Here is an 18,536-nt window from a genome sequence, read left to right as displayed (position 1 = left end):
GACCCAAGAACAACCGACCCAAGAGCATAGCCCAGCAGCTGTCGAAGCGCACCAGGACCCGCTCGCCCACAAGTCCGAGGTGCTGACCGGCAGCGAGGGGCAGGTCGGGCAGGACCAGGATCAGGAGTGGCAGGAGCGCAGCCGGCGCAATGCCTTCCGCCATGTCGAGGGACTGGGCGAGCTCCAGGACGTGACCGAGGTGGAGTACCGCAAGGTCCGTCTGGAGCGGGTGGTTCTGGTCGGCGTCTGGTCGGGTTCGCGGACCACGGTCGGTCAGGCCGAGGAGTCCCTGCGCGAGCTGGCCGCCCTGGCGCGGACGGCCGGGGCCGAAGTGCTTGACGGGCTGCTCCAGCAGCGGGTCAAGCCCGATCCGGCCACCTACCTGGGTTCGGGCAAGGCTCGTGAGCTGGCGGATATTGTGGCCCGGCTGGGTGCCGACACCATCATTACCGATGACGACCTGCATCCCTCCCAGCGACGTGCCCTTGAGGATGTCACCAAGGTCAAAGTGGTCGACAGGACAGCCTTGATTCTGGATATATTCGCCCAGCATGCCACCAGCCGCGAGGGCAAGGCCCAGGTGGAGCTGGCCCAATTGGAGTACATGCTGCCCAGGCTGCGCGGCTGGGGCGGATCCCTCTCCCGCCAGGCCGGCGGCCAGGCTGCCGGGCAGGCCGGCGGCATAGGCTCCCGCGGCCCGGGAGAGACCAAGATCGAGACCGACCGTCGGGTCATCAGGCGACGGATTTCCCGGCTGAAGCGTCAGATCGCCCAGATGGCCCCCTCTCGTCAGGTCAAGCGTGGGTCCCGGCGACGCTACCAGTTGCCGGCCGTAGCCGTGGTGGGGTATACCAACGCCGGCAAGTCCTCGCTGACCAACCGGCTGACCGGGTCCGAGGAACTGGTGGAGAACGCCCTCTTCGCCACTCTGGATACGGCCGTCAGGCGCACCAAGGCGGCAGATGGCCGGCTCTACGTCTATGTGGACACGGTCGGGTTCGTCCGCCGCCTGCCCACCCAGCTGGTCGAGGCTTTCAAATCCACCCTGGAGGAGGTGGGGCAGTCCGACCTGATTCTGCACGTTGTGGACGGCTCCCACCCCGATCCTTTCGGGCAGATCAGGGCTGTGGATGCCGTGCTGGCAGACATCCCCGGCGCCGAGTCCATTCCCCGTCTGCTGGTCTTCAACAAGGTTGATCTGATCGATCAGGATGCCCGGCAGCGGCTTGCCAACCTTGAGCCCGAGGCCTTTTTGGTCTCGGCCCGACAGGGTCAGGGTCTGGAGTCCCTGCGCAGACGGGTGGAGGAGTTGCTGCCCGCTCCCGCTGTGCATGTCCAGGCCATCCTGCCCTACACCAGTGGCTCCCTGCTGGAGCAGGTACGGCAGCTGGGACGGGTGAATTCATTGGAATACCGGGCCGATGGGGTTGCGCTGAGCGCTGATGTGGACGACCGGCTGGCGGCTGCCGTGCTTGACCAGGCCATTGATCAGAAGCCCTTGCAGGCCCCAGCGGGTGACACGCCATCAGCCGGGCTGAGCTCCTAAGGGGCATGCGCACGCCAGGTCACCTATGCTGGGTAGACTACGTATGTTGTCAGCGGCAAACCCGTTTCCCGGGTTCCGATAAGAGAGGTCCATCAAACTATGGCGGAATCATCAATCAAGCCAACCAAGCTAGCAATCGTGGGAGCCGGAGCCGTGGGGTCGACTCTGGCCTTTTCGGCGGCCCAGCGCGGTGTGGCTCGGGAGATCGTCCTTGAGGATATCAACGCCCAGCGTGTTGAGGCCGAGGTCCGCGACATGCAACACGGATCCAGCTTCTACCCCACGGTCACCATCGACGGCTCAGACGATCCGCAGATCTGCGCCGATGCCGACATGGTGGTCATCACTGCCGGAGCCAGGCAGAAGCCGGGACAGACTCGGCTTGACCTGGCCGGCGCCACCATCAACATGATGAAGTCCATCATCCCTCAGATGGTCGAAGTGGCTCCCAACGCCATCTTCCTGCTGATCACCAACCCCGTCGACATCGTCACCCGGGTCTCCCTGGAGCTGTCCGGGCTGCCGGTCAACCAGATGTTCGGTTCGGGCACCAACCTGGATTCCGCCCGGCTGCGGTACCTGATCGGCCAGCAGACCGGTGTCAACGTCAAGAACGTGCATGCCTACATCGCCGGCGAGCACGGCGACTCCGAGGTCCCGCTCTGGAGCTCGGCCACCATCGGCGGGGTGCCCATGTGCGACTGGATGGAGCTGCCCGGCCATGAGCCTCTGGACGCGGCCAAGCGCGAGGAGATCCACCAGGAGGTGAAGAACGCCGCCTACCAGATCATCGAGGGCAAGGGGGCGACCAACTTCGCCATCGCCATGTCCGGCGTGGACATCATCGAGTCCATCCTGAACGGCACCGACCGCATCCTGCCGGTCAGCTCCCTGCTGGAGGACTTCCACGGCATATCGGACGTGTGCATGTCGGTGCCCAGCGTGCTCAACCGTGACGGGGTCAACACCCACATCAACACTCCGCTGAGCGACGGCGAACTGGCCGCTCTGAAGCGCTCCGCCGAGACTCTCAAGGAGACTGCCAGCAAGTTTGGCTTCTGAGTATTTCGCAGAAAACTCTTGCCTTGCAGCCGCTGGTGGCATACTTTGGTGTCTGACGAATCGGGGTATGCATGAGCGCTCATGAAGGTGGTATCCAGGGCGGCGGATCCGCCCATCGTCGACAGTTGTTGACGACCCTGGCTCTGACGGGCTCGGTCTTTGTTGCCGAGGTCGTCGGCGCCTTGGTCACCCGCAGCCTGGCTCTGTTGGTCGATGCCGGGCACATGATGACCGACATGGCTGTGCTGATCGCCTCCACGGTCACTGCTGTCTTGATGGAGCGCCGACCGACGAACCGACGGACCTGGGGCTGGTCCCGTCTGGAGGTCATCACGGCGGCTGGCGGTGCTTTGGTTCTGCTGGCAGTGGGCATCTATGCCATCGTGGAGGCCGTCCTGCGGCTCTGGTCGCCCGGTCGGGATCAGGTCCATCAGCAGGGGCTGCTGCTCTTCTTCGGACTTTTGGGTCTAGCTGCCAATGTGGGATCGATTCTGGTCTTGGCCTCCGGGCACAAGGACAATTTGAACATGCGTGCCGCTTTTCTCGAAGTGGTCAACGATGCATTGGGTTCAGTGGCGGTCCTGGTATCAGCCGTGGTTATGATGATCACCGGCTGGGCCGGGTTCGATGCCGTGGCGGGAGCCCTGATCGCTCTGCTGATGATTCCCCGCGCAATCAAACTGCTGGCCAGCAGTGTCTCTGTGCTGCTTGAGGAGACTCCGGCGGACCTCGACATGGCCAAGGTCAGGAAGCACTTGGAGGGCGTGCCTGGCGTACTTGAGGTACATGACCTGCATGCCAACAGTGTTTCCACCGGTCTGCCGCAGCTGACGGCGCATGTGGTAGTGCGTCAGGGCACGACGGCTGTTGAGAGCGAACGCATTCTTACCAGCATGCAACGCTGCCTGCGCGATCATTTCCCTGTCTCGGTCGAACACACGACCTTTCAGATAGAACCCCAGGGCCACCGGGATAGCAGCGGCGAGCATTTGGACATGTAGTCCTCAGACCTTGCGCAGGACGGTGACCACCTTGCCCATGATGGCGGCGTGGGTGCCGTCGATGGGGGAGTAGGCCGGGTTGTGGGGAATCAGCCAAACGTGGCCCTCCTCGCGGCGGAAGGTCTTTACCGTGGCTCCATCGTCCAGCAGGGCTGCGACGATATCTCCGTTCTCAGCTTCCTGCTGGCGGCGGACGACGACAAAGTCCCCGTCGCAGATGGCGGCATCGACCATGGAATCTCCATGAACCTCAAGCATGAAGAGCTCGCCGGACCCGGTCAGACGCTCGGGCAGACGCATGACATCGTCCACATGCTGCTCGGCCAGAATGGGCTGGCCGGCGGCGATTCTGCCGACCAGGGGCACGTCGCGCGACTGCATGATGGCCTCGTCGGCCTGCGCATCATGGAAGGGCATGATCTTGGCGGTTCCAGCAGCTGGCTCAGGCTGATCCTGGACCAGCTCTATGGCACGTCCCTTGTTTGCAGTCAGACGGATGTAGCCCAGATCCTGCAAGACCTGAAGCTGGTGCTTTACGGAAGAAGTGCTGCGCAGTCCCGCGTCTCTGCCGATCTCCCTGTAGGAGGGCAGGAATCCCCGCTCTGACAGATGCCGTTTTATGGCTTCCAAGACCTTGGCCTGGCGATCGGTCAGTTTGGGTCTAGACTCCAGATTCGGACTTTTGGAGGCGGCTGCCTTTTCTTTCGTCGTGTTCTTGGCTGAGGGTGAGCCGGTTTCCTGAGATCCGGCGCTGTTGGCAAGAGTGGACTGGTTGAGGGAGCTCGTGGCCGTGGACCCGGTGAAGGGGATGGTACTCACGATGGGCTCCTTTCCTTGGAAACTGAACTCAGTCTAACCTGCCTGAAGTGAAAAATCAAACAAATGTTCGAATCAGCCTTGCCAAATAACCGTCACGGTGCCAGAATGAGAACATCTGTTCGATAGAACAAATGTTCGAAAGAGGTGTGCCATGGTTGATCGTACCTGTGCCAGTTCCCGCATGTCTGCGCCGACGAACCTGTTTTCGGTCTGCCTGGCGCATGCAAGTTCTGTGTTCTCGTCCGTCATGGCCCGTCTTCGCAGAGCTGCCGATGCCTGTCTGCCTGATCAGGGTTTTGCGGGTGTCGTCGTGCGCAGAGTCGCGGTTTTCCTAGTTGCCGGCGCTTTGACCCTGGCTGGGTTAGGATGGATGGCCCGACCGGCCAGCTCCGCTCCAGGACCACAGGAGGTTGTCACCAGAACAGTTCGCCCGGGCGATAATGTCTGGTCCTATGCGGCCTCAATCACCCCGCAAGGCGAGGATGTCACCAAGAACGTCGACCGCATCATGCAGATCAACAACATGTCCACCCCCAATCTGCGCGTTGGGGACCGAATTCTGATTCCTAGCGACGAGTGAGGCAGCGATCTTCGGTTCAGTGAATGAACAATGGGTCTTTAATAGCCTGTCGCCTGGATAAAGGCACTAGCTGAAATCGAGGAGTTTGTCCAGTGTTATACGCTGATAGGCCTGGTATACGTGGGTCTTGAGGTTCTTTAGCGCTATGATGTTGCATATGCACTGTCCTTTCTGCCAGAATCCCGATACCAAGGTTGTGGATACGCGAATCAGCGACGACGGCCATGCCATCAGACGCCGCCGTGAGTGTCCGCAATGCTCGCGTCGGTTCACCACGGTGGAGACCTCAATCCTCTTGGTTATGAAACGCTCAGGCAATGCCGAGCCCTTCAACCGCGACAAGGTCATTGCTGGCGTGAGGAAGGCCTGCCAAGGCAGGCCCATCGACGAGAATGACCTGAAACTCTTGGGCCAGCAGGTTGAAGAGGACCTGCGTTCACGTGGCCTGGCACAGGTCGATTCGGAAGAGGTCGGCAGGGCCATCCTGAAGCCTCTCAGGGAGCTGGACGAAGTGGCCTATCTGCGCTTCGCCTCGGTCTACCGCAACTTCAGCAACCTGGAGGACTTCCAGCAGGCCATCGACACCCTGCGCGCCGAAGACCAGTCTGCCGAAGAGCAGTCGGCGATTCAGCAGTCCTAGAATTAGCTATTCCGACATCGGCCATTTTGACTGGAACAGGCCACCAGCTTTCGTCAGTGTGCGACTGGGCTGACTTGTAACGAGATCGGACTGTGATTAGAAGCGAACGGGGGTGCCGGGCCACGATACAGGCCCGGCACTGAGGGCGCTTCATCCCAGGTTCAACAACCTCTGATCCCCGGAAGTCTGGGCAATGACCAGCTCCTGGGTGGGGCGCGTCATGGCCACATAGAGGTCGGCCGCTGCGCTCAGCCTGGAAGGAGCCTCATCCTGGATGGCGCCAGGCTCAACCAGAACCACGGCGTCGAACTCCAGGCCCTTGGTGTGGCCTGTGGTCGTGACTGTGATCTGGTGCTCCTGAGCCTTATCAATATGCAGCCGTGAGCTGATTTCAGCTTCCAGGGCGCAAGGAACAATGATGGCCAGGCGTCCGGTGCCGTCCTTGCCTAGATGACGTTCCGACAGTTCGCCCACTAGATCAGGCAGTTGGTCCAGCAGGCTGGCCCGATCCTCTGCCCGCAGGTGGCTGACCGAGCCTTCCACCTCTCGCACGGCCTTGAGCGTTGAAACTTCAAGACCTTCGGAGGCTGCGAAGGAGGAGGCCAGGTTGGATACCTGACGAGGGTTGCGATAGTCGATGGTCAGCTGTCGCAGGTCCCAACCATCCGGTCCGAAAAGCGCATCCATGGTGGAGGCCCAGGACCGGGTGCCGCCCAGGGCTGCGGTCTGGGCCACGTCCCCGACGATGGTGAAGGACCGTGATGGGCAACGCCGGATCAGCATCCTCCAGTCCATGGCCGTCAGTTCCTGGGCCTCGTCAACCACGATGTGCCCGTAGACCCATTCACGGTCGGCGGCCGCCTGGGTGGCTGCCTGGTTCTCGTCCTGACCGTTGATGGAATCCAACAGCATCTGGGAGGTCACGATCCCTGTGCCGATGCCATTCTGGGCCAAGGTGTCGCTGGCAAACCGCCGTTCCTCATCGCGACGGGCCTTTTCAGCCTGGTCGCGGTCCGCCTGGCGTGGGTCAGGGCCCAGCAGCTCCATGGCCTCGTCCAGGATGGGGATGTCGGATACGGTCAGTTCGGCGCCATCCTGGCGGGTCAGCAGATCAATCTGTTCAGGAGTCAGCCAGGGGGCGAACCGGCGCAGACGGTCCGGCCTGGACCAGAGGTCATTGACCAGCCAGCGGGGGTTCATGGGCAGCCAGGCTAGATTGAGGGTCCGCCGCACCTGGTCGTTCAGTCTCAAGAGGGAGGTGACCCGGGCAAGTTCCTCGGCTCCGGGCTGATAGTCCACCCCTTCGGCATAACGGGCGGTCATGGCGTTCAAAGCCGAGCGCACGAAGGTGTTCCGGGCCTTGTTGTGGGGCTGGTGGCTGCGTCGGGCATCGATCAGGGCCTGCTCCAGGTCGACCGCCAGCATGGGGACGGCCACCCCGTCCACCTTGACCGTGGGCAGGGAGGCAGGCACCCGTTCCCGGGAGGCAACGGCGTTGGCTACAGCCTCAGCCATGCGAATGTCTCCCTTGAGACGAGCCACGTGCGGGTCTTCCTGGCGTTCAGTGCCGATGCCGGGGATGAGGTCGCCCATGGTGCGGCTGAGCACTCCGGTCTCGCCCAGGGAGGGCAGGACCTGGTCGATGTAGTGCAGGAAGGCGCTGCTGGGCCCAACGATAAGCACGCCTGAACTCTCCAGTCGACGCCTATGGGTGTAGAGCAGATAAGCCGCCCGGTGCAGAGCCACGGCTGTCTTGCCGGTGCCCGGTCCGCCCTGGACCACCAGTGGACGGGTCATGGGGGAGCGGATGATCCGGTCCTGTTCAGCCTGGATGGTGGCCACGATGTCGGTCATCTGCCCGGTGCGGCGACTGGACAGGGATGCCATGAGCGCGCCCTCGCCGGCCAGGGTGCCGCCCTGGGCCGCCTTGTCCACTTCTGGGGCCGACAGGTCCAGAACCTCATCCTCGATGCCGGTGACTTGGCGGAAGTTGAGGGTGATGTGCCTACGCATGACAATGTCGCCATGGTCCGCCGGGGTGGCCTCATAGAAGGGGCGTGCGGCCTCGGCACGCCAGTCGGTCAGGATGGGTTCATGGTTGCTGTCAAGCAGGCCCAGTCGTCCGATATATCGCCGGCCGCCCTGGGCTGTATCCAGTCGGCCGAAGACCAGACGGTCCTCCACGGCCCGCAGCTGGGTGAGCCGGTCCTCGTACATGTTGGCGAAGGAATCCCGCTCGGTACGCTGGGTGGGTGAACCGTGGGAGCCGGCGGCCCGAACCGCGTCCAGTCTGGTCCTGGCCTGCGCCCGCAGCTCGTCCAGACGGCCGTAGGCCCTGTCCACCGCCGTCTGCTCTTCATGCAGCTGTGAGGAATAGCTCGACATGTGCGTCCGTTCTGTGGAATGTTCAAAAATCGGATGATCCAATATACCGCTCGACCTCTACTTTTTCGGATCTGCTGACCCTTGGTCGCGCCCTCTTTGCCGAGTGGCGAAACGCCGAGGCGGATTCTTTGGCGAGGCGAATGGTTGGATTTGGGCCTGAAGCGGTGTCAAGGTGGTGAGCAATGGGGATAAGTGGGGTAAAGTGGGGAGCACTGCGTAGGGGACGCTACCCGATGGGGCCGTCCCATGGTTACCAAACTGGCATTGGAGGTGGGGCATGGCCGATATATATGACGCAGATGCCGCCTCGCCTTCCCTGCCGCCCATGCTTCTGGGCACCTACACCCCCAAGATGGATTCCAAGGGCCGCCTGGCGCTGCCAGCCAAGTTCCGCGCCCAGCTGGGTCAGGGCCTGGTCATGGCCCGTGGGCAGGAACGTTGCGTCAGCCTGCTGCCCACCGAGGAATTTCGACGGATGGCCGTACGCATCCAACACACTTCCATGGGCGACAAATCGGCCAGGGACTACCTGCGTGTATTTCTGTCCGGCGCCGTCGACCAGGTCCCCGACAAGCAGGGCCGCATCCTGGTTCCCCCCATGCTGCGCTCCTATGCACGGCTGACGGGCCCCGTTGTGGTCATCGGCGTGGGCACGCGTGCTGAGATCTGGGATCAGGATTCCTGGACTGCCTACCTGGAGAGCAAGGAGCAGGGCTACGCCGACATTGCCGATGATGTTCTTCCGGCGGTGGATTGCTGATGGAGGCCCTGATGTCAGATCACAATCCTCCCGACCAGGAGGCCGTGGACAGCGGCAGGGTCCACCGTCCCGTCCTGCTGGAACGCTGCCTTGCACTGGCCCGACCCGCTTTGGAGCACCCGGGGGCCGTGGCTGTGGATTGCACGCTGGGCCTGGCTGGTCACGCCGCCGCCTTCCTCAAGTCCTGCCCTGGGGCCCGTCTTATTGGCATAGACAGGGATAGCCAGGCCCTGGATCTGGCCACTGGCCGGATGCGCGACGAGGGTCTGGCCGACCGCTTCACGCCGGTGCACGCCCCCTTCGATCAGCTGGACCAGCAGCTGGATGCCCTGGGCCTGGGGCAAGTGGACCTGATCTTCATGGATTTGGGATTGTCCTCCCTGCAGATCGACCAGCGCGACAGGGGATTCACCTACCGGCAGGACGCCCCGCTGGACATGCGCATGGACACCAGCCAGGAGCTGACGGCCGCACGGGTTCTGGCCGAGTATGACCAGGACCAGTTGGCCGACATCTTCTCCCGGTACGGGGAGGAGCGCTATGCAGGCCGCATCGCACGGGCCATCGTCGAAACCAGGCAGGAGCATCCACTGACCACCTCTGCTCAACTGGACCGTCTGGTGGATAGGGCAGTGCCGCGTGGCCATCGTCCGCCAGGCAATCCGGCCAAAAGGGTCTTTCAGGCCCTGCGCATCGAGGTCAATGGAGAGCTGGACCGTCTCAGGCGCACCCTGCCCCAGGCCATGCTGCGGCTGGCCAAGGGAGGTCGTCTGGTCGTGGAGTCCTATCACTCCCTGGAAGACCGCATGGTCAAGCGCTTCATGGCGCCGGGACTGCACGTGGATCTGCCGGCGGGTATGCCGGTGGTGCCGGATCAGGCCCGCCCCTACCTGTCGGATCTGACTCATGGCGCCATCAAGGCCGACCTTGCCGAGCGGGAACGCAACCCCAGGTCCGCTTCAGTGCGCCTGCGGGCTGTTGAGATGATCGGAGACATTCCTGAGGAGCGTCGTCGCCGGCTCCAGGCCGAGGCCCGTGGGCAGGGCTCAGCAGGTCGCCATCGTCGTGCCGGCCACGGTTCGGAATCGAGGCGCCGGTCATGACCATGCCAGCACGTTCAGTCCGTTCCAAGGCCTCTCCGGACAAGGGTCATCCTCGCATCCAGGAGATGCCCACCAGGCCTGAGCTCAGTCTGATCAAGGGCACAGGCAAGGCAGGCAAGGCCCGCCGTCCCGAACGAGGTCCAGTGGCTGAGGGGGCCCGGCGTCTGATCGGCTGGACGCGGACCCGTGGCAATCCTCTCTTGCGCATCATGGCCTCCGTGATCTTTCTGGCCGCCTGCATGTTCGGGTCCCTGATGCTGCGCACCCAGATGGTCCAGGACTCCTTCGAGGCCACCAGGGTTCAGCATGAAATCAGCAATCTGACCCAGGACGTCCAGGATGACCAGAACAAGCTCGACCAACTCCAGGCCTCCCTGCCGGACAAGGCCCAGCAGCTGGGCATGCAGCCCCAGCAGGGCCTGAACTCCATCGATCTGCAGGGGTACAAGCCCCCTCGGGGTGCCCAGGGCAAGGCGGAGCATCCATGAGCGGCAAGGAAACCAAACGCTCATGGCACCTGTCCTTCTGCAAACGTTCCTTGTCTGTAGGTCTGATCCTGGTCCTGGTGGCCGCGATGGCCCTGGGCAAGCTGGCCTATATCCAGCTCTTCGACGGAAGGTCCATGGCCCAAGCCGCTGCGGCGGGCCGCACGGTGCCGCACACCATCAAGGCCCAGCGTGGCCGCATCCTTGATGTCAATGGCCGGGTGCTGGCCCAGAGCCTGGAACGATACAATATCATCGGTGATCCCGAGGCGGCCGCATCCTTCATACCTGTCAACTGCACCAAGCGCACAGGCAGTGACTGCCACAGCATCAAGGGGCATCCGGTGGGCGCTGACGGTGCCGCCGGCGTGGCCCGCCTCTTGGCGCCAGCCCTGGGCATGAACGCCATGGAGCTGGGCGGCAAGCTCAGCGTCCCTGGACGGTACGTGGTGCTGGCCAAGCGGGTGACTCCCGAGGTCAAGCGCTCCATCGACAAGCTGGGGCTGCAGGGGATCATCACGGCAGAGCTGAGCAGCGAACGCACGTATCCGCATGCGGATCTGATGGGAGCCCTGATCGGGGGCATCGACGACAGCGGCAAGGGCGTGGCTGGTATCGAGCAGATGGAGAATCGGCAGCTGACCGGCACTGACGGCTACACGGTCTACCAGCAGGGAATGCTTGGCCAGGAGATCCCCGGCACCGTGACCCAGCAGCGCAATCCGGTCAACGGCAAGGATGTGACCCTGACCGTTGATCAGGACGTTCAGTGGTATGTCCGTCAAGCCCTCAAGTCGGGCTGCCAGCGCTTTCATGCCGACTGGGCCCTGGCCGTCGTCCAGGACACCCGCACCAACGAGATCCTGGCCCTGGCTGACACCGACGACTATCAGGCGGGCAGCGACCAGGCCAAGGTCAACTCCTCGCGGGCGGTGGCGGAGACCTTCGAGCCCGGCTCCATCGGCAAGACCATCTCGATCTCCGGCATGCTTCAGGAGCAGGTGCACTCCATGAGCGACCGCTTCACCGTGCCCGACCACATCACCGTGGACAACCAGCAGTACAAGGACGCCTTCGACCACCCCGTGGAGCACTGGACCCTTGCCGGCATTCTGCAGAACTCCTCCAACGTGGGCATGGTCATGGCCGGCGAACACTACCCGGACCAGAAGCGCTACGACTATCTGACTCGCTTCGGCATCGGCCAGGGCTCGTCCCTGGGCCTGCCGGGGGAGTCCAAGGGCCTGCTGACTTCGCCTCAGACCTGGGATCGGCGCACCCGCAACACGGTGTTGTTCGGCCAGGGCTATGCCACCAACGCCATCCAGCTGACCAACGTCATCGCCACCCTGGCTAACAAGGGGGTCCGGGCAGATCAGACCATCATCCGCGATCAGGGTGCCGTCAAGGCCAATCGGGTGAGGGTCGTGGATGAGAAGGTGGCGGCTACGGTGATGAACGGCATGGAGTCGGTGGCTGAAAAGTACCAGAATACGGCCAAGGTAGAGGGCTATCGGGTGGCCTCGAAGACCGGTACCGCCGAGGTGGCCGACAGCTCGGGCGGCCTGGGTGGCATCATCAGCGACTGGGTGGGCATCCTGCCTGCTGACGACCCTCATTTTGTGGTCACCGTGGTCCTGAAAAACCCCCACAGCAGCGATGGCGTTTTCGGCAGCATCACCGCCGGTCCCATCTTCGCCCAGATCGGTGAATTCCTTATGCAGAAATACCAGGTCCCCACGTCCCCGCCCAGAACCGATGCTATCCCGGTAACATGGTGATACCGGCAGGCATCATGGCGTTCCCGGACGAAGGAGAGATTGCAGCATGAGTGCGCTGAGTGAATCAATCTCCCGACGACTGACCCTGGGTCAGCTCAAGGGGCGCTACGGGCTGACCTTGGTCCCTGATTTCGCTGAACCAGTGACGGTGACTTCACTGGTGGACGACCTGCCCTCAGTGCGGCCAGGCAGCCTTTACGTGCCTGCAGACCGGCAGGTGGACCAGGGCATGATTGAGGAGGCTGAGCTTCGCGGCGCCTATGCGGCCCTGTTGCCGGCCTCGGCCCGTCACGAGGTGGGCCGGGCCCGCATACCCTTGCTCTTCGGCACCATGCATGCCTGGCAGATGGGCCAGTTGCTGGCCAATGCCGCCGGTGACCCTTCAGGGGCCTTGGCTGTGTTCGCTTTGGTTGGTTCCCAGGTGCAGGAGCAGGTGGATCTTTTAGCCGACTTCCTGCATGTGCTGGGCAATCCTGTCGGCATTCTCAGCGCCAAGGGCTCATACTCGCTGGACCGGCGACTGGATCTGGAATATCCCCTGAGCATGTTCGATGTGCAGCGCAGTCTGTCCATCGCCCTGGAGGATGGGGCGGCCGCCGTGGTCATCTCCGTGGACGAACAGACCCTGGCCAGAGATGCCCTGCAGGCGGTGGACCTGGATGTGGTGGCCCTGGGTTCCCAGGAGGGCTCCACCCGCGACATGCGGCACGTACGGCTGATCTCCAGGGCCCGCCGATACGGGTTCAACCTGGGCGGGCACACCATTGTGGCCAAGCGCAACGAGGAATCCGACGGGCTGGCCCGCCAGTCCCTGCCTGCCGATGCGCAGAGCGACGATCTGTCCCTGTGCATCGCCATGACCATGGCCGCCGGCGTCAAACGCAACAACATCAGGAGCGCCCTGCGCGTCTCCCGCGAAATGTCCTGAGAGGTGAGGATGAGTCAGTCTGTAGGGGCCGGGTCCATGCCCATGACCCTGGAAGAGGTCGTCGAATATGTGCACGGTCGGCTGGTCGAGGTCAGTCCTGGTCACGAATCCGACCAGCGGTCCGTGCGCATGCGGGTGGTGACCGACTCCCGGCAGGCGGGAGCCGATGGGCTCTTCGTAGCCATCAAGGGCGAGCATGTGGACGGCCATGACTATGTCCCCGGTCTGGGAGCCAAGGGCTGCCGTGCGGCCCTGGTCGACCATCTCGTTCCGGGCGCTGACCTGCCGCAGATTCTTGTGGACGATACGGTTGCCGCCCTGGGGTTGCTGGCGCGGGCCAACATAGACCATCGGCGTCAGGACGCCAGCCCCTTCACGGTCATCGGCATCACGGGCTCTGTTGGCAAGACCACGACCAAGGATCTGCTGGCCTCCCTGCTGGCCCTCCTGGGTCCGGTGGTGGCTCCGGTCGGATCCTTCAACAATGAGATCGGCCTTCCTCTGACTGCCTTGGAGGTCGGGCCGGACACCCGTTACCTGGTGGCCGAGATGGGCGCTAACCACGTGGGTGAGATCGCCCGACTGACCACGATGGTTCCCCCGGACATGGCTCTGGTCCTCAAGGTGGGAGTAGCCCACCTGGGCGAATTCGGCTCCGTGGACCGCATCGCCCAGGCCAAGAGCGAGATCGTGCAAGGCCTGGTGCCGGGCGGGACAGCCGTGCTCAATGTCGACGATTCCCGGGTGGCTGCCATGGCTGATCTGGCCTCTGGGCCCGTTCTGCGGTTTGGCATGGCCGCTGATGACGGCGGGCAGGACCGCGACCTGGACGGCTCGGCTCACTACCTGGACAGCGACAGCCTGGACAGGCCGGCCTTCGAGCTGCGTCTGCGTGGCCAGCAACCAGTGCGGCTGCGTCTGGGCATTCCAGGACGGCACAACATCATGAATGCCCTGGCTGCTGCCACCGTTGCCCACGCTCTGGGTCTGGACGCAGGGCGCATCGCCGATGAGCTGGGTCGACAGCGGCAGATCAGCCCGCATCGGATGGCCGTGTCTTCGGTCCGGCTGCCGGATGCCTCCTTCACCCTGATTGACGATTCCTTCAACGCCAATCCCGACTCCGTGCGGGCCGGTCTGGACGCTCTGGCCGCCTGGAGGGGATCCGACGGTCCGGTCTATCGGATAGCCGTCCTGGGGGTCATGCTTGAGCTGGGCGATCGAGGGGAACAGCTGCACCAGGACATCGGCGCCTACTGCCGTCGGTTGGGCATTGATGCGTTGGTCGCGGTGGGCTGCCAGGATCAGCAGATGGACGGGTTGGTTCATGCCCTGGTCCGTGGCGCTGGCGGCCTGTCTGATCCCAGCGAGGAACAGCCTGGGGCCATCCGAGTCCTCTTCGCCCAGGATGCTGACCAGGCCGATCACATGGTTCGCCGCCTATGCGCCAAGCATCCTGACCGGCAAAATCTTGTTCTGCTCAAGGGCTCGCACATGTCAGGCCTGTCCGGTCTGGCCGACCGGTGGCAGGGCTGAGCCATGAATCTACTGGCATCCCCACAGCGGGGTAGAACGTTCAAGGACAGCATCCAAGAGTTGGAGTACACACTGTGATTGCCCTCATCATAGGAATCCTAGTCGCCCTGGTGGTGACGCTGGCAGGCACCCCCCTGCTGATACGGCTGGTCCACCGCCTGCACTACGGCCAGTACATCCGCCAGGACGGGCCCAAGTCCCACCTGGTCAAGCGCGGCACCCCGACCATGGGCGGGCTGATCATCAACCTGGCCATCCTGCTGGGTTGGGCAGCCTCGGCGCTCTACCGCTACCTGTCGCGGGGGGAATCCGTCTCCCTGTCGGCCATGCTGGTGCTGTTCGCCATGCTCTCCATGGGCTTTCTGGGTTTCATCGACGACTTTGCCAAGGTGCGCAAGAAGCAGAACCTGGGTCTGTCGGTCAGGGCCAAGTTCATCGGCCAGTTCATTCTGGCCACCATATATGCGGTGCTGGCCCTGAAACTGCCCACCAAGAATGGCTACCCCAGCGCTCAGGCGGGCATCTCCTTCGTGGAGCAGCCCATCATCGACTTCCGCATGGCAGGCAGCGTCCTGTCCGTGGTGCTGTTCATCATCTGGGTCAATCTGCTCATGACGGCCTGGAGCAATGCGGTCAACCTGACCGACGGCCTGGACGGGCTGGCCTCAGGCTCCTCCATGATCGCCTTCGTGGGCTACACGGTCATCGCCTTCTGGGAGAGCTACCACTTGAAAGGCGGCAGCCATCCCGGCCATGCCTATGCGGTCTCCGACCCCCTGGATCTGGCCATCATCGCCTGCTGCGCCGCCGTGGCCTGCTTCGGCTTCCTCTGGTACAACACCAATCCGGCCTCCATCTTCATGGGCGACACCGGATCCTTGGCCCTGGGCGGGCTTTTCGCAGCCCTGTCCATCGCTACCCATACCGAGCTTCTGGCGGTCATCCTGGGTGGGCTCTTTGTGGGCGAGGCCGCCTCCGACGTTATCCAGGTGGGCTACTTCAAGCTCACCCACAAGCGGGTCTTCAAGATGGCGCCCATCCACCACCACTTCGAGCTGATGGGCTGGCAGGAGTCCAAAGTGGTTGTCCGGTTCTGGATGGTGGACCTGATCTTCGTCCTGCTGGCCCTGGTCTGCTTCTACGCAGACTGGGTGGTCCGCTCCGGGCTGACCATCTGAGTGCGTCCATTCACGGTACCGGACTTCGGCAGCCGGTATCATGCCAAGCAGATGCCGGAGCTAGCGGAATGAGGTGTTCATGGATATGGACTTGAGCCAGAAGCGTGTACTGGTCGCCGGGCTGGGCATTTCCGGACGGAGCGTGGCCGCAGCCCTGCGAGGCCGGGCGGCCGGGGTGATCACTGTGGATCAGCGCGCCCCGCAGGCCGATCTTCATGACTTCGACCAGGTGGACTGGAGCCAGGTGGACCTGGTCATGGCTTCGCCTGTCTTCAATCCGCGCACCCCATTTATCCTCGAGGCGCAGCGTCGGGGCATTCCCGTGGTCAGCGAAGTGGAGATGGCCTGGATGCTGCGGGTGCCCGCAGCTCGGACCGGCCGGCCAGCCCCCTGGATCGGAATCACCGGCACCAATGGCAAGACCTCGACCACCAGGATGGTCGCCGCCATGATGCAGGCCAGCGGATTCACGGCCCCCGCGGTGGGCAACATCGGCAAGGCCGTCTCCACAGCCGTCCTGGATCCCGACAACGACATGCTCTGCGTAGAGCTGAGCTCCTTCCAGCTGCACTTCACTTTTTCGCCGACCCTGGAGTGCGCAGCCATCACCAATCTGGCCGACGACCACCTGGACTGGCACGGGGGCTTTGAGGCCTATGCGGCCGACAAGGCGCGCATCTACCGGGGCGTGCGCAAGGCCCTGGTCTACAACGCCGATGACTCCCGGGTCGCTGATCTGGCCAGGCAGGCGCAGCCAGCCACAGGCTGCCGACGTGTGGGGTTCACCCTGGGTCGGCCCGAGCCTGGGCAGCTGGGTGTGGAGGACGGCTGGGTCATAGACCGCAGCGGATTGACCGGTCAGGACTGTGAGGAGGGCGTCAGGCTGGTCCGGGTGGCCGACCTGACGGATCTATGCGAGCCTGACGGCACGGTCTACCCCCATCTGTTGGCTGATGCCCTCTGCGCCCTGGCCTTGGCACTGGGTGCTGGAGCCAAGGTCGATGCGGCCATCGAGGCCATGCGTGCTTTCACCCCCGGCGACCACAGAATCAGCACGGTGGCCACCCTGGGCCAGGGTTCGCAGGCCATCCGTTTCGTAGACGACTCCAAGGCCACCAACGCCCATGCCGCCGAGGCCTCCCTGGCCAGCTACCATGACGGCCAGGTGGTCTGGCTGGCCGGCGGGTTGGCCAAGGGCGCCCGCTTTGACGATCTGGTCCGGTCCCGCAGGCCCAAGCTGGCTGCAGCCGTGATCATTGGCCGGGATCAGCAGCCCATGGCCCAGGCCATCAAGGACCAGGCGCCCGATCTGCCGGTTACCCTGATCGACCCTGGTGCCGGCGATCAGGTTATGGCCCGGGCCGTCCGTGCAGCTGGCTCCTATGCACAGCCTGGCCAGGTGGTTCTGCTGGCCCCCGCCTGCGCCTCCATGGATCAGTTCGCCTCCTATGCCGACCGGGGCGACCAGTTTGCCCAGCAGGCCGAACAGTGGGTCCACGAGCATGAAGCGCGACACTGATCCGCACAAAGATCCCTCCCGGGGGTCTGGCGGCAAGGGTGACTACCGGGGCTGGCGGGCCATTCTCAACCCGCTCTGGTGCTACTACGGCTTTTTGGCCACGGTCGTCGCCACCACGGTTTTCGGCCTGATGATGGTCTTTTCCTCCTCGGCTGTGGATCTGGTGGCCCAGGGCAGCTCTCCCTGGAGCCAGGTTATTCGTCAGAGCATATACGCCGTGGTGGGGCTGTTGCTGGCCCTTTTGGCCGTGAGGATCAGCATCGACCGCTACCGGAGCTGGAGTACCGGGTTTCTGATTGTCAGCCAGGGCATCCAGCTGCTGACGCGTACTCCGCTGGGGCGGTCCGCCAACGGCAATGAGGGATGGATCTCGGTGGGGGGCATCTCCATGCAGCCGGCCGAGCTGCTCAAACTGGCCCTGTGCCTGTGGCTGCCCCAGGCCCTGATCGAAGCCCAACGGCAGGCTGGCAAGGATTCCGACTTGAAGAGCCAGGCCAAGGCCTATGCCAGGCCGGCCGTCGGCTTTCTGGTCAGTTTCTTGCTGATCATGCTGGGCAAGGATCTGGGCACGGCCATGATCATCGTCATCATCGGCTTTGTGGCCTTCCTGGTCTCGGGCTTCCCCCTGCGTTGGCTGCTCAGCCTGGCAGTCCTGGGGATGGCGGCGGTCATCGGCTTTTCGGTCTACGGCAACAGCAACCGGACCCAGCGGATCATGGCCGCCTACGGCAAGTGCTCGGCGGATGACATTCAGGGTGTCTGCTACCAGTCCATCCACGGACTGTATGCCATGGCATCAGGGGGTCTGACCGGGGTCGGGCTGGGCAACTCCAGGGAGAAGTGGAACTACCTGCCCGAGGCGCACAATGACTTCATCTTCGCCGTCATCGGCGAGGAGCTGGGCTTTGTAGGGGCGGCCATGCTTATTCTGGTCTTTGTGGTCATGGGCTGGTGCATGCTGAGGATCGCCCTGACCACCAGGAACCGGTATGCGGGCATGGTGCTGATCTGCCTGGATGTGTGGCTGGTGGGCCAAGCCCTGGTCAACATCTGTGTGGTTCTGGGCCTATTGCCGGTCATCGGCCTGCCCCTGCCCTTTGTGTCGGCTGGAGGGACCGCCCTGATCTCCTGCCTGGCTTCGGCAGGGGTGGCCCTGCAGATGATTCGGACTCAGCCGGACGTGAAGGCGGCCACGGACGGGTCCTGAGATATG

Annotated in this window: 15 protein-coding genes and 1 pseudogene; 14 read left to right on the top strand and 2 right to left on the bottom strand. The window is 63.5% G+C overall.

From position 1 onward, the window contains the following. The first annotated feature begins 79 nt into the window (after positions 1-79). From hflX to AC0AII_RS06340, 3 genes are all read left to right on the top strand, one after another. A complete protein-coding gene (gene hflX / locus AC0AII_RS06350; protein ID WP_490446590.1) occupies positions 80-1,546 on the top strand; it encodes a GTPase HflX in 1,467 nt (488 codons plus the stop codon). Between the two features lie 99 nt (positions 1,547-1,645). Further along, positions 1,646-2,608 (top strand): L-lactate dehydrogenase, encoded by a 963-nt coding sequence (locus tag AC0AII_RS06345; RefSeq protein ID WP_024627229.1) that lies wholly within the window; start codon positions 1,646-1,648, stop codon positions 2,606-2,608. Between the two features lie 71 nt (positions 2,609-2,679). Beyond that, positions 2,680-3,609, top strand: coding sequence for a cation diffusion facilitator family transporter (locus tag AC0AII_RS06340; RefSeq protein ID WP_144085482.1), 930 nt, complete (start codon positions 2,680-2,682; stop codon positions 3,607-3,609). Positions 3,610-3,612: 3 nt separating this feature from the next. On the opposite strand, the pseudogene lexA reads toward AC0AII_RS06340, so the two are convergent. Continuing rightward, positions 3,613-4,263 (bottom strand): annotated as a pseudogene (lexA, locus tag AC0AII_RS06335) (transcriptional repressor LexA); the annotation flags it as partial. A 316-nt stretch (positions 4,264-4,579) separates the two neighbouring features. On the opposite strand from lexA, the gene AC0AII_RS06330 reads away from it, so the two are divergent. Further along, a complete protein-coding gene (locus tag AC0AII_RS06330) occupies positions 4,580-5,008 on the top strand; it encodes a LysM peptidoglycan-binding domain-containing protein (RefSeq protein ID WP_490446518.1) in 429 nt (142 codons plus the stop codon). A 157-nt stretch (positions 5,009-5,165) separates the two neighbouring features. Further along, on the top strand, positions 5,166-5,648 hold the full coding sequence (nrdR, locus tag AC0AII_RS06325) for a transcriptional regulator NrdR (RefSeq protein WP_045924089.1): 483 nt from the start codon (positions 5,166-5,168) through the stop codon (positions 5,646-5,648). Positions 5,649-5,798: 150 nt separating this feature from the next. On the opposite strand, the gene AC0AII_RS06320 is transcribed toward nrdR, so the two are convergent. Further along, the gene (locus AC0AII_RS06320) at positions 5,799-8,033 is read right to left on the bottom strand and encodes a HelD family protein (protein ID WP_490446517.1); all 2,235 of its coding nucleotides are present in this window, start codon (positions 8,031-8,033) and stop codon (positions 5,799-5,801) included. A gap of 277 nt (positions 8,034-8,310) precedes the next feature. Here AC0AII_RS06320 and mraZ point away from each other — a divergent pair, with 277 nt between their 5' ends. The 9 genes from mraZ to AC0AII_RS06275 all read left to right on the top strand — a co-directional run bounded on the left by mraZ (position 8,311) and on the right by AC0AII_RS06275 (position 18,530). Next, positions 8,311-8,793: a division/cell wall cluster transcriptional repressor MraZ gene (gene mraZ / locus AC0AII_RS06315; protein WP_144085485.1), complete on the top strand. Its 483-nt coding sequence runs from the start codon at positions 8,311-8,313 to the stop codon at positions 8,791-8,793. Positions 8,794-8,804: 11 nt separating this feature from the next. Beyond that, on the top strand, positions 8,805-9,896 hold the full coding sequence (rsmH, locus tag AC0AII_RS06310) for a 16S rRNA (cytosine(1402)-N(4))-methyltransferase RsmH (protein WP_490446516.1): 1,092 nt from the start codon (positions 8,805-8,807) through the stop codon (positions 9,894-9,896). Further along, positions 9,893-10,384: a cell division protein FtsL gene (gene ftsL / locus AC0AII_RS06305; RefSeq protein WP_490446515.1), complete on the top strand. Its 492-nt coding sequence runs from the start codon at positions 9,893-9,895 to the stop codon at positions 10,382-10,384. The genes rsmH and ftsL overlap by 4 nt, the downstream gene beginning before the upstream one ends. Continuing rightward, positions 10,381-12,162 (top strand): peptidoglycan D,D-transpeptidase FtsI family protein, encoded by a 1,782-nt coding sequence (locus AC0AII_RS06300; protein WP_101432125.1) that lies wholly within the window; start codon positions 10,381-10,383, stop codon positions 12,160-12,162. Before ftsL ends, AC0AII_RS06300 begins: the two co-directional genes overlap by 4 nt. A gap of 46 nt (positions 12,163-12,208) precedes the next feature. After that, a complete protein-coding gene (locus AC0AII_RS06295) occupies positions 12,209-13,090 on the top strand; it encodes a UDP-N-acetylmuramyl peptide synthase (protein ID WP_490446514.1) in 882 nt (293 codons plus the stop codon). Positions 13,091-13,099: 9 nt separating this feature from the next. Continuing rightward, a complete protein-coding gene (locus AC0AII_RS06290; protein WP_490446513.1) occupies positions 13,100-14,626 on the top strand; it encodes a UDP-N-acetylmuramoyl-tripeptide--D-alanyl-D-alanine ligase in 1,527 nt (508 codons plus the stop codon). A 74-nt stretch (positions 14,627-14,700) separates the two neighbouring features. Beyond that, a complete protein-coding gene (gene mraY / locus AC0AII_RS06285) occupies positions 14,701-15,804 on the top strand; it encodes a phospho-N-acetylmuramoyl-pentapeptide-transferase (protein WP_101432127.1) in 1,104 nt (367 codons plus the stop codon). 79 nt (positions 15,805-15,883) lie between these two features. Next, complete coding sequence (gene murD / locus AC0AII_RS06280) at positions 15,884-17,323, top strand: UDP-N-acetylmuramoyl-L-alanine--D-glutamate ligase (protein WP_490446512.1); 1,440 nt, start codon at positions 15,884-15,886, stop codon at positions 17,321-17,323. After that, the gene (locus AC0AII_RS06275) at positions 17,307-18,530 is read left to right on the top strand and encodes a peptidoglycan glycosyltransferase FtsW (RefSeq protein ID WP_101432129.1); all 1,224 of its coding nucleotides are present in this window, start codon (positions 17,307-17,309) and stop codon (positions 18,528-18,530) included. Before murD ends, AC0AII_RS06275 begins: the two co-directional genes overlap by 17 nt. The last annotated feature ends 6 nt before the right edge of the window (positions 18,531-18,536 follow it).

The organism is Bifidobacterium sp. VU/mBH4 (B4), from assembly GCF_058199535.1.
Note: the sequence above shows the minus strand (reverse complement) of the source record. Positions and strands in the feature narration are given on the sequence as shown.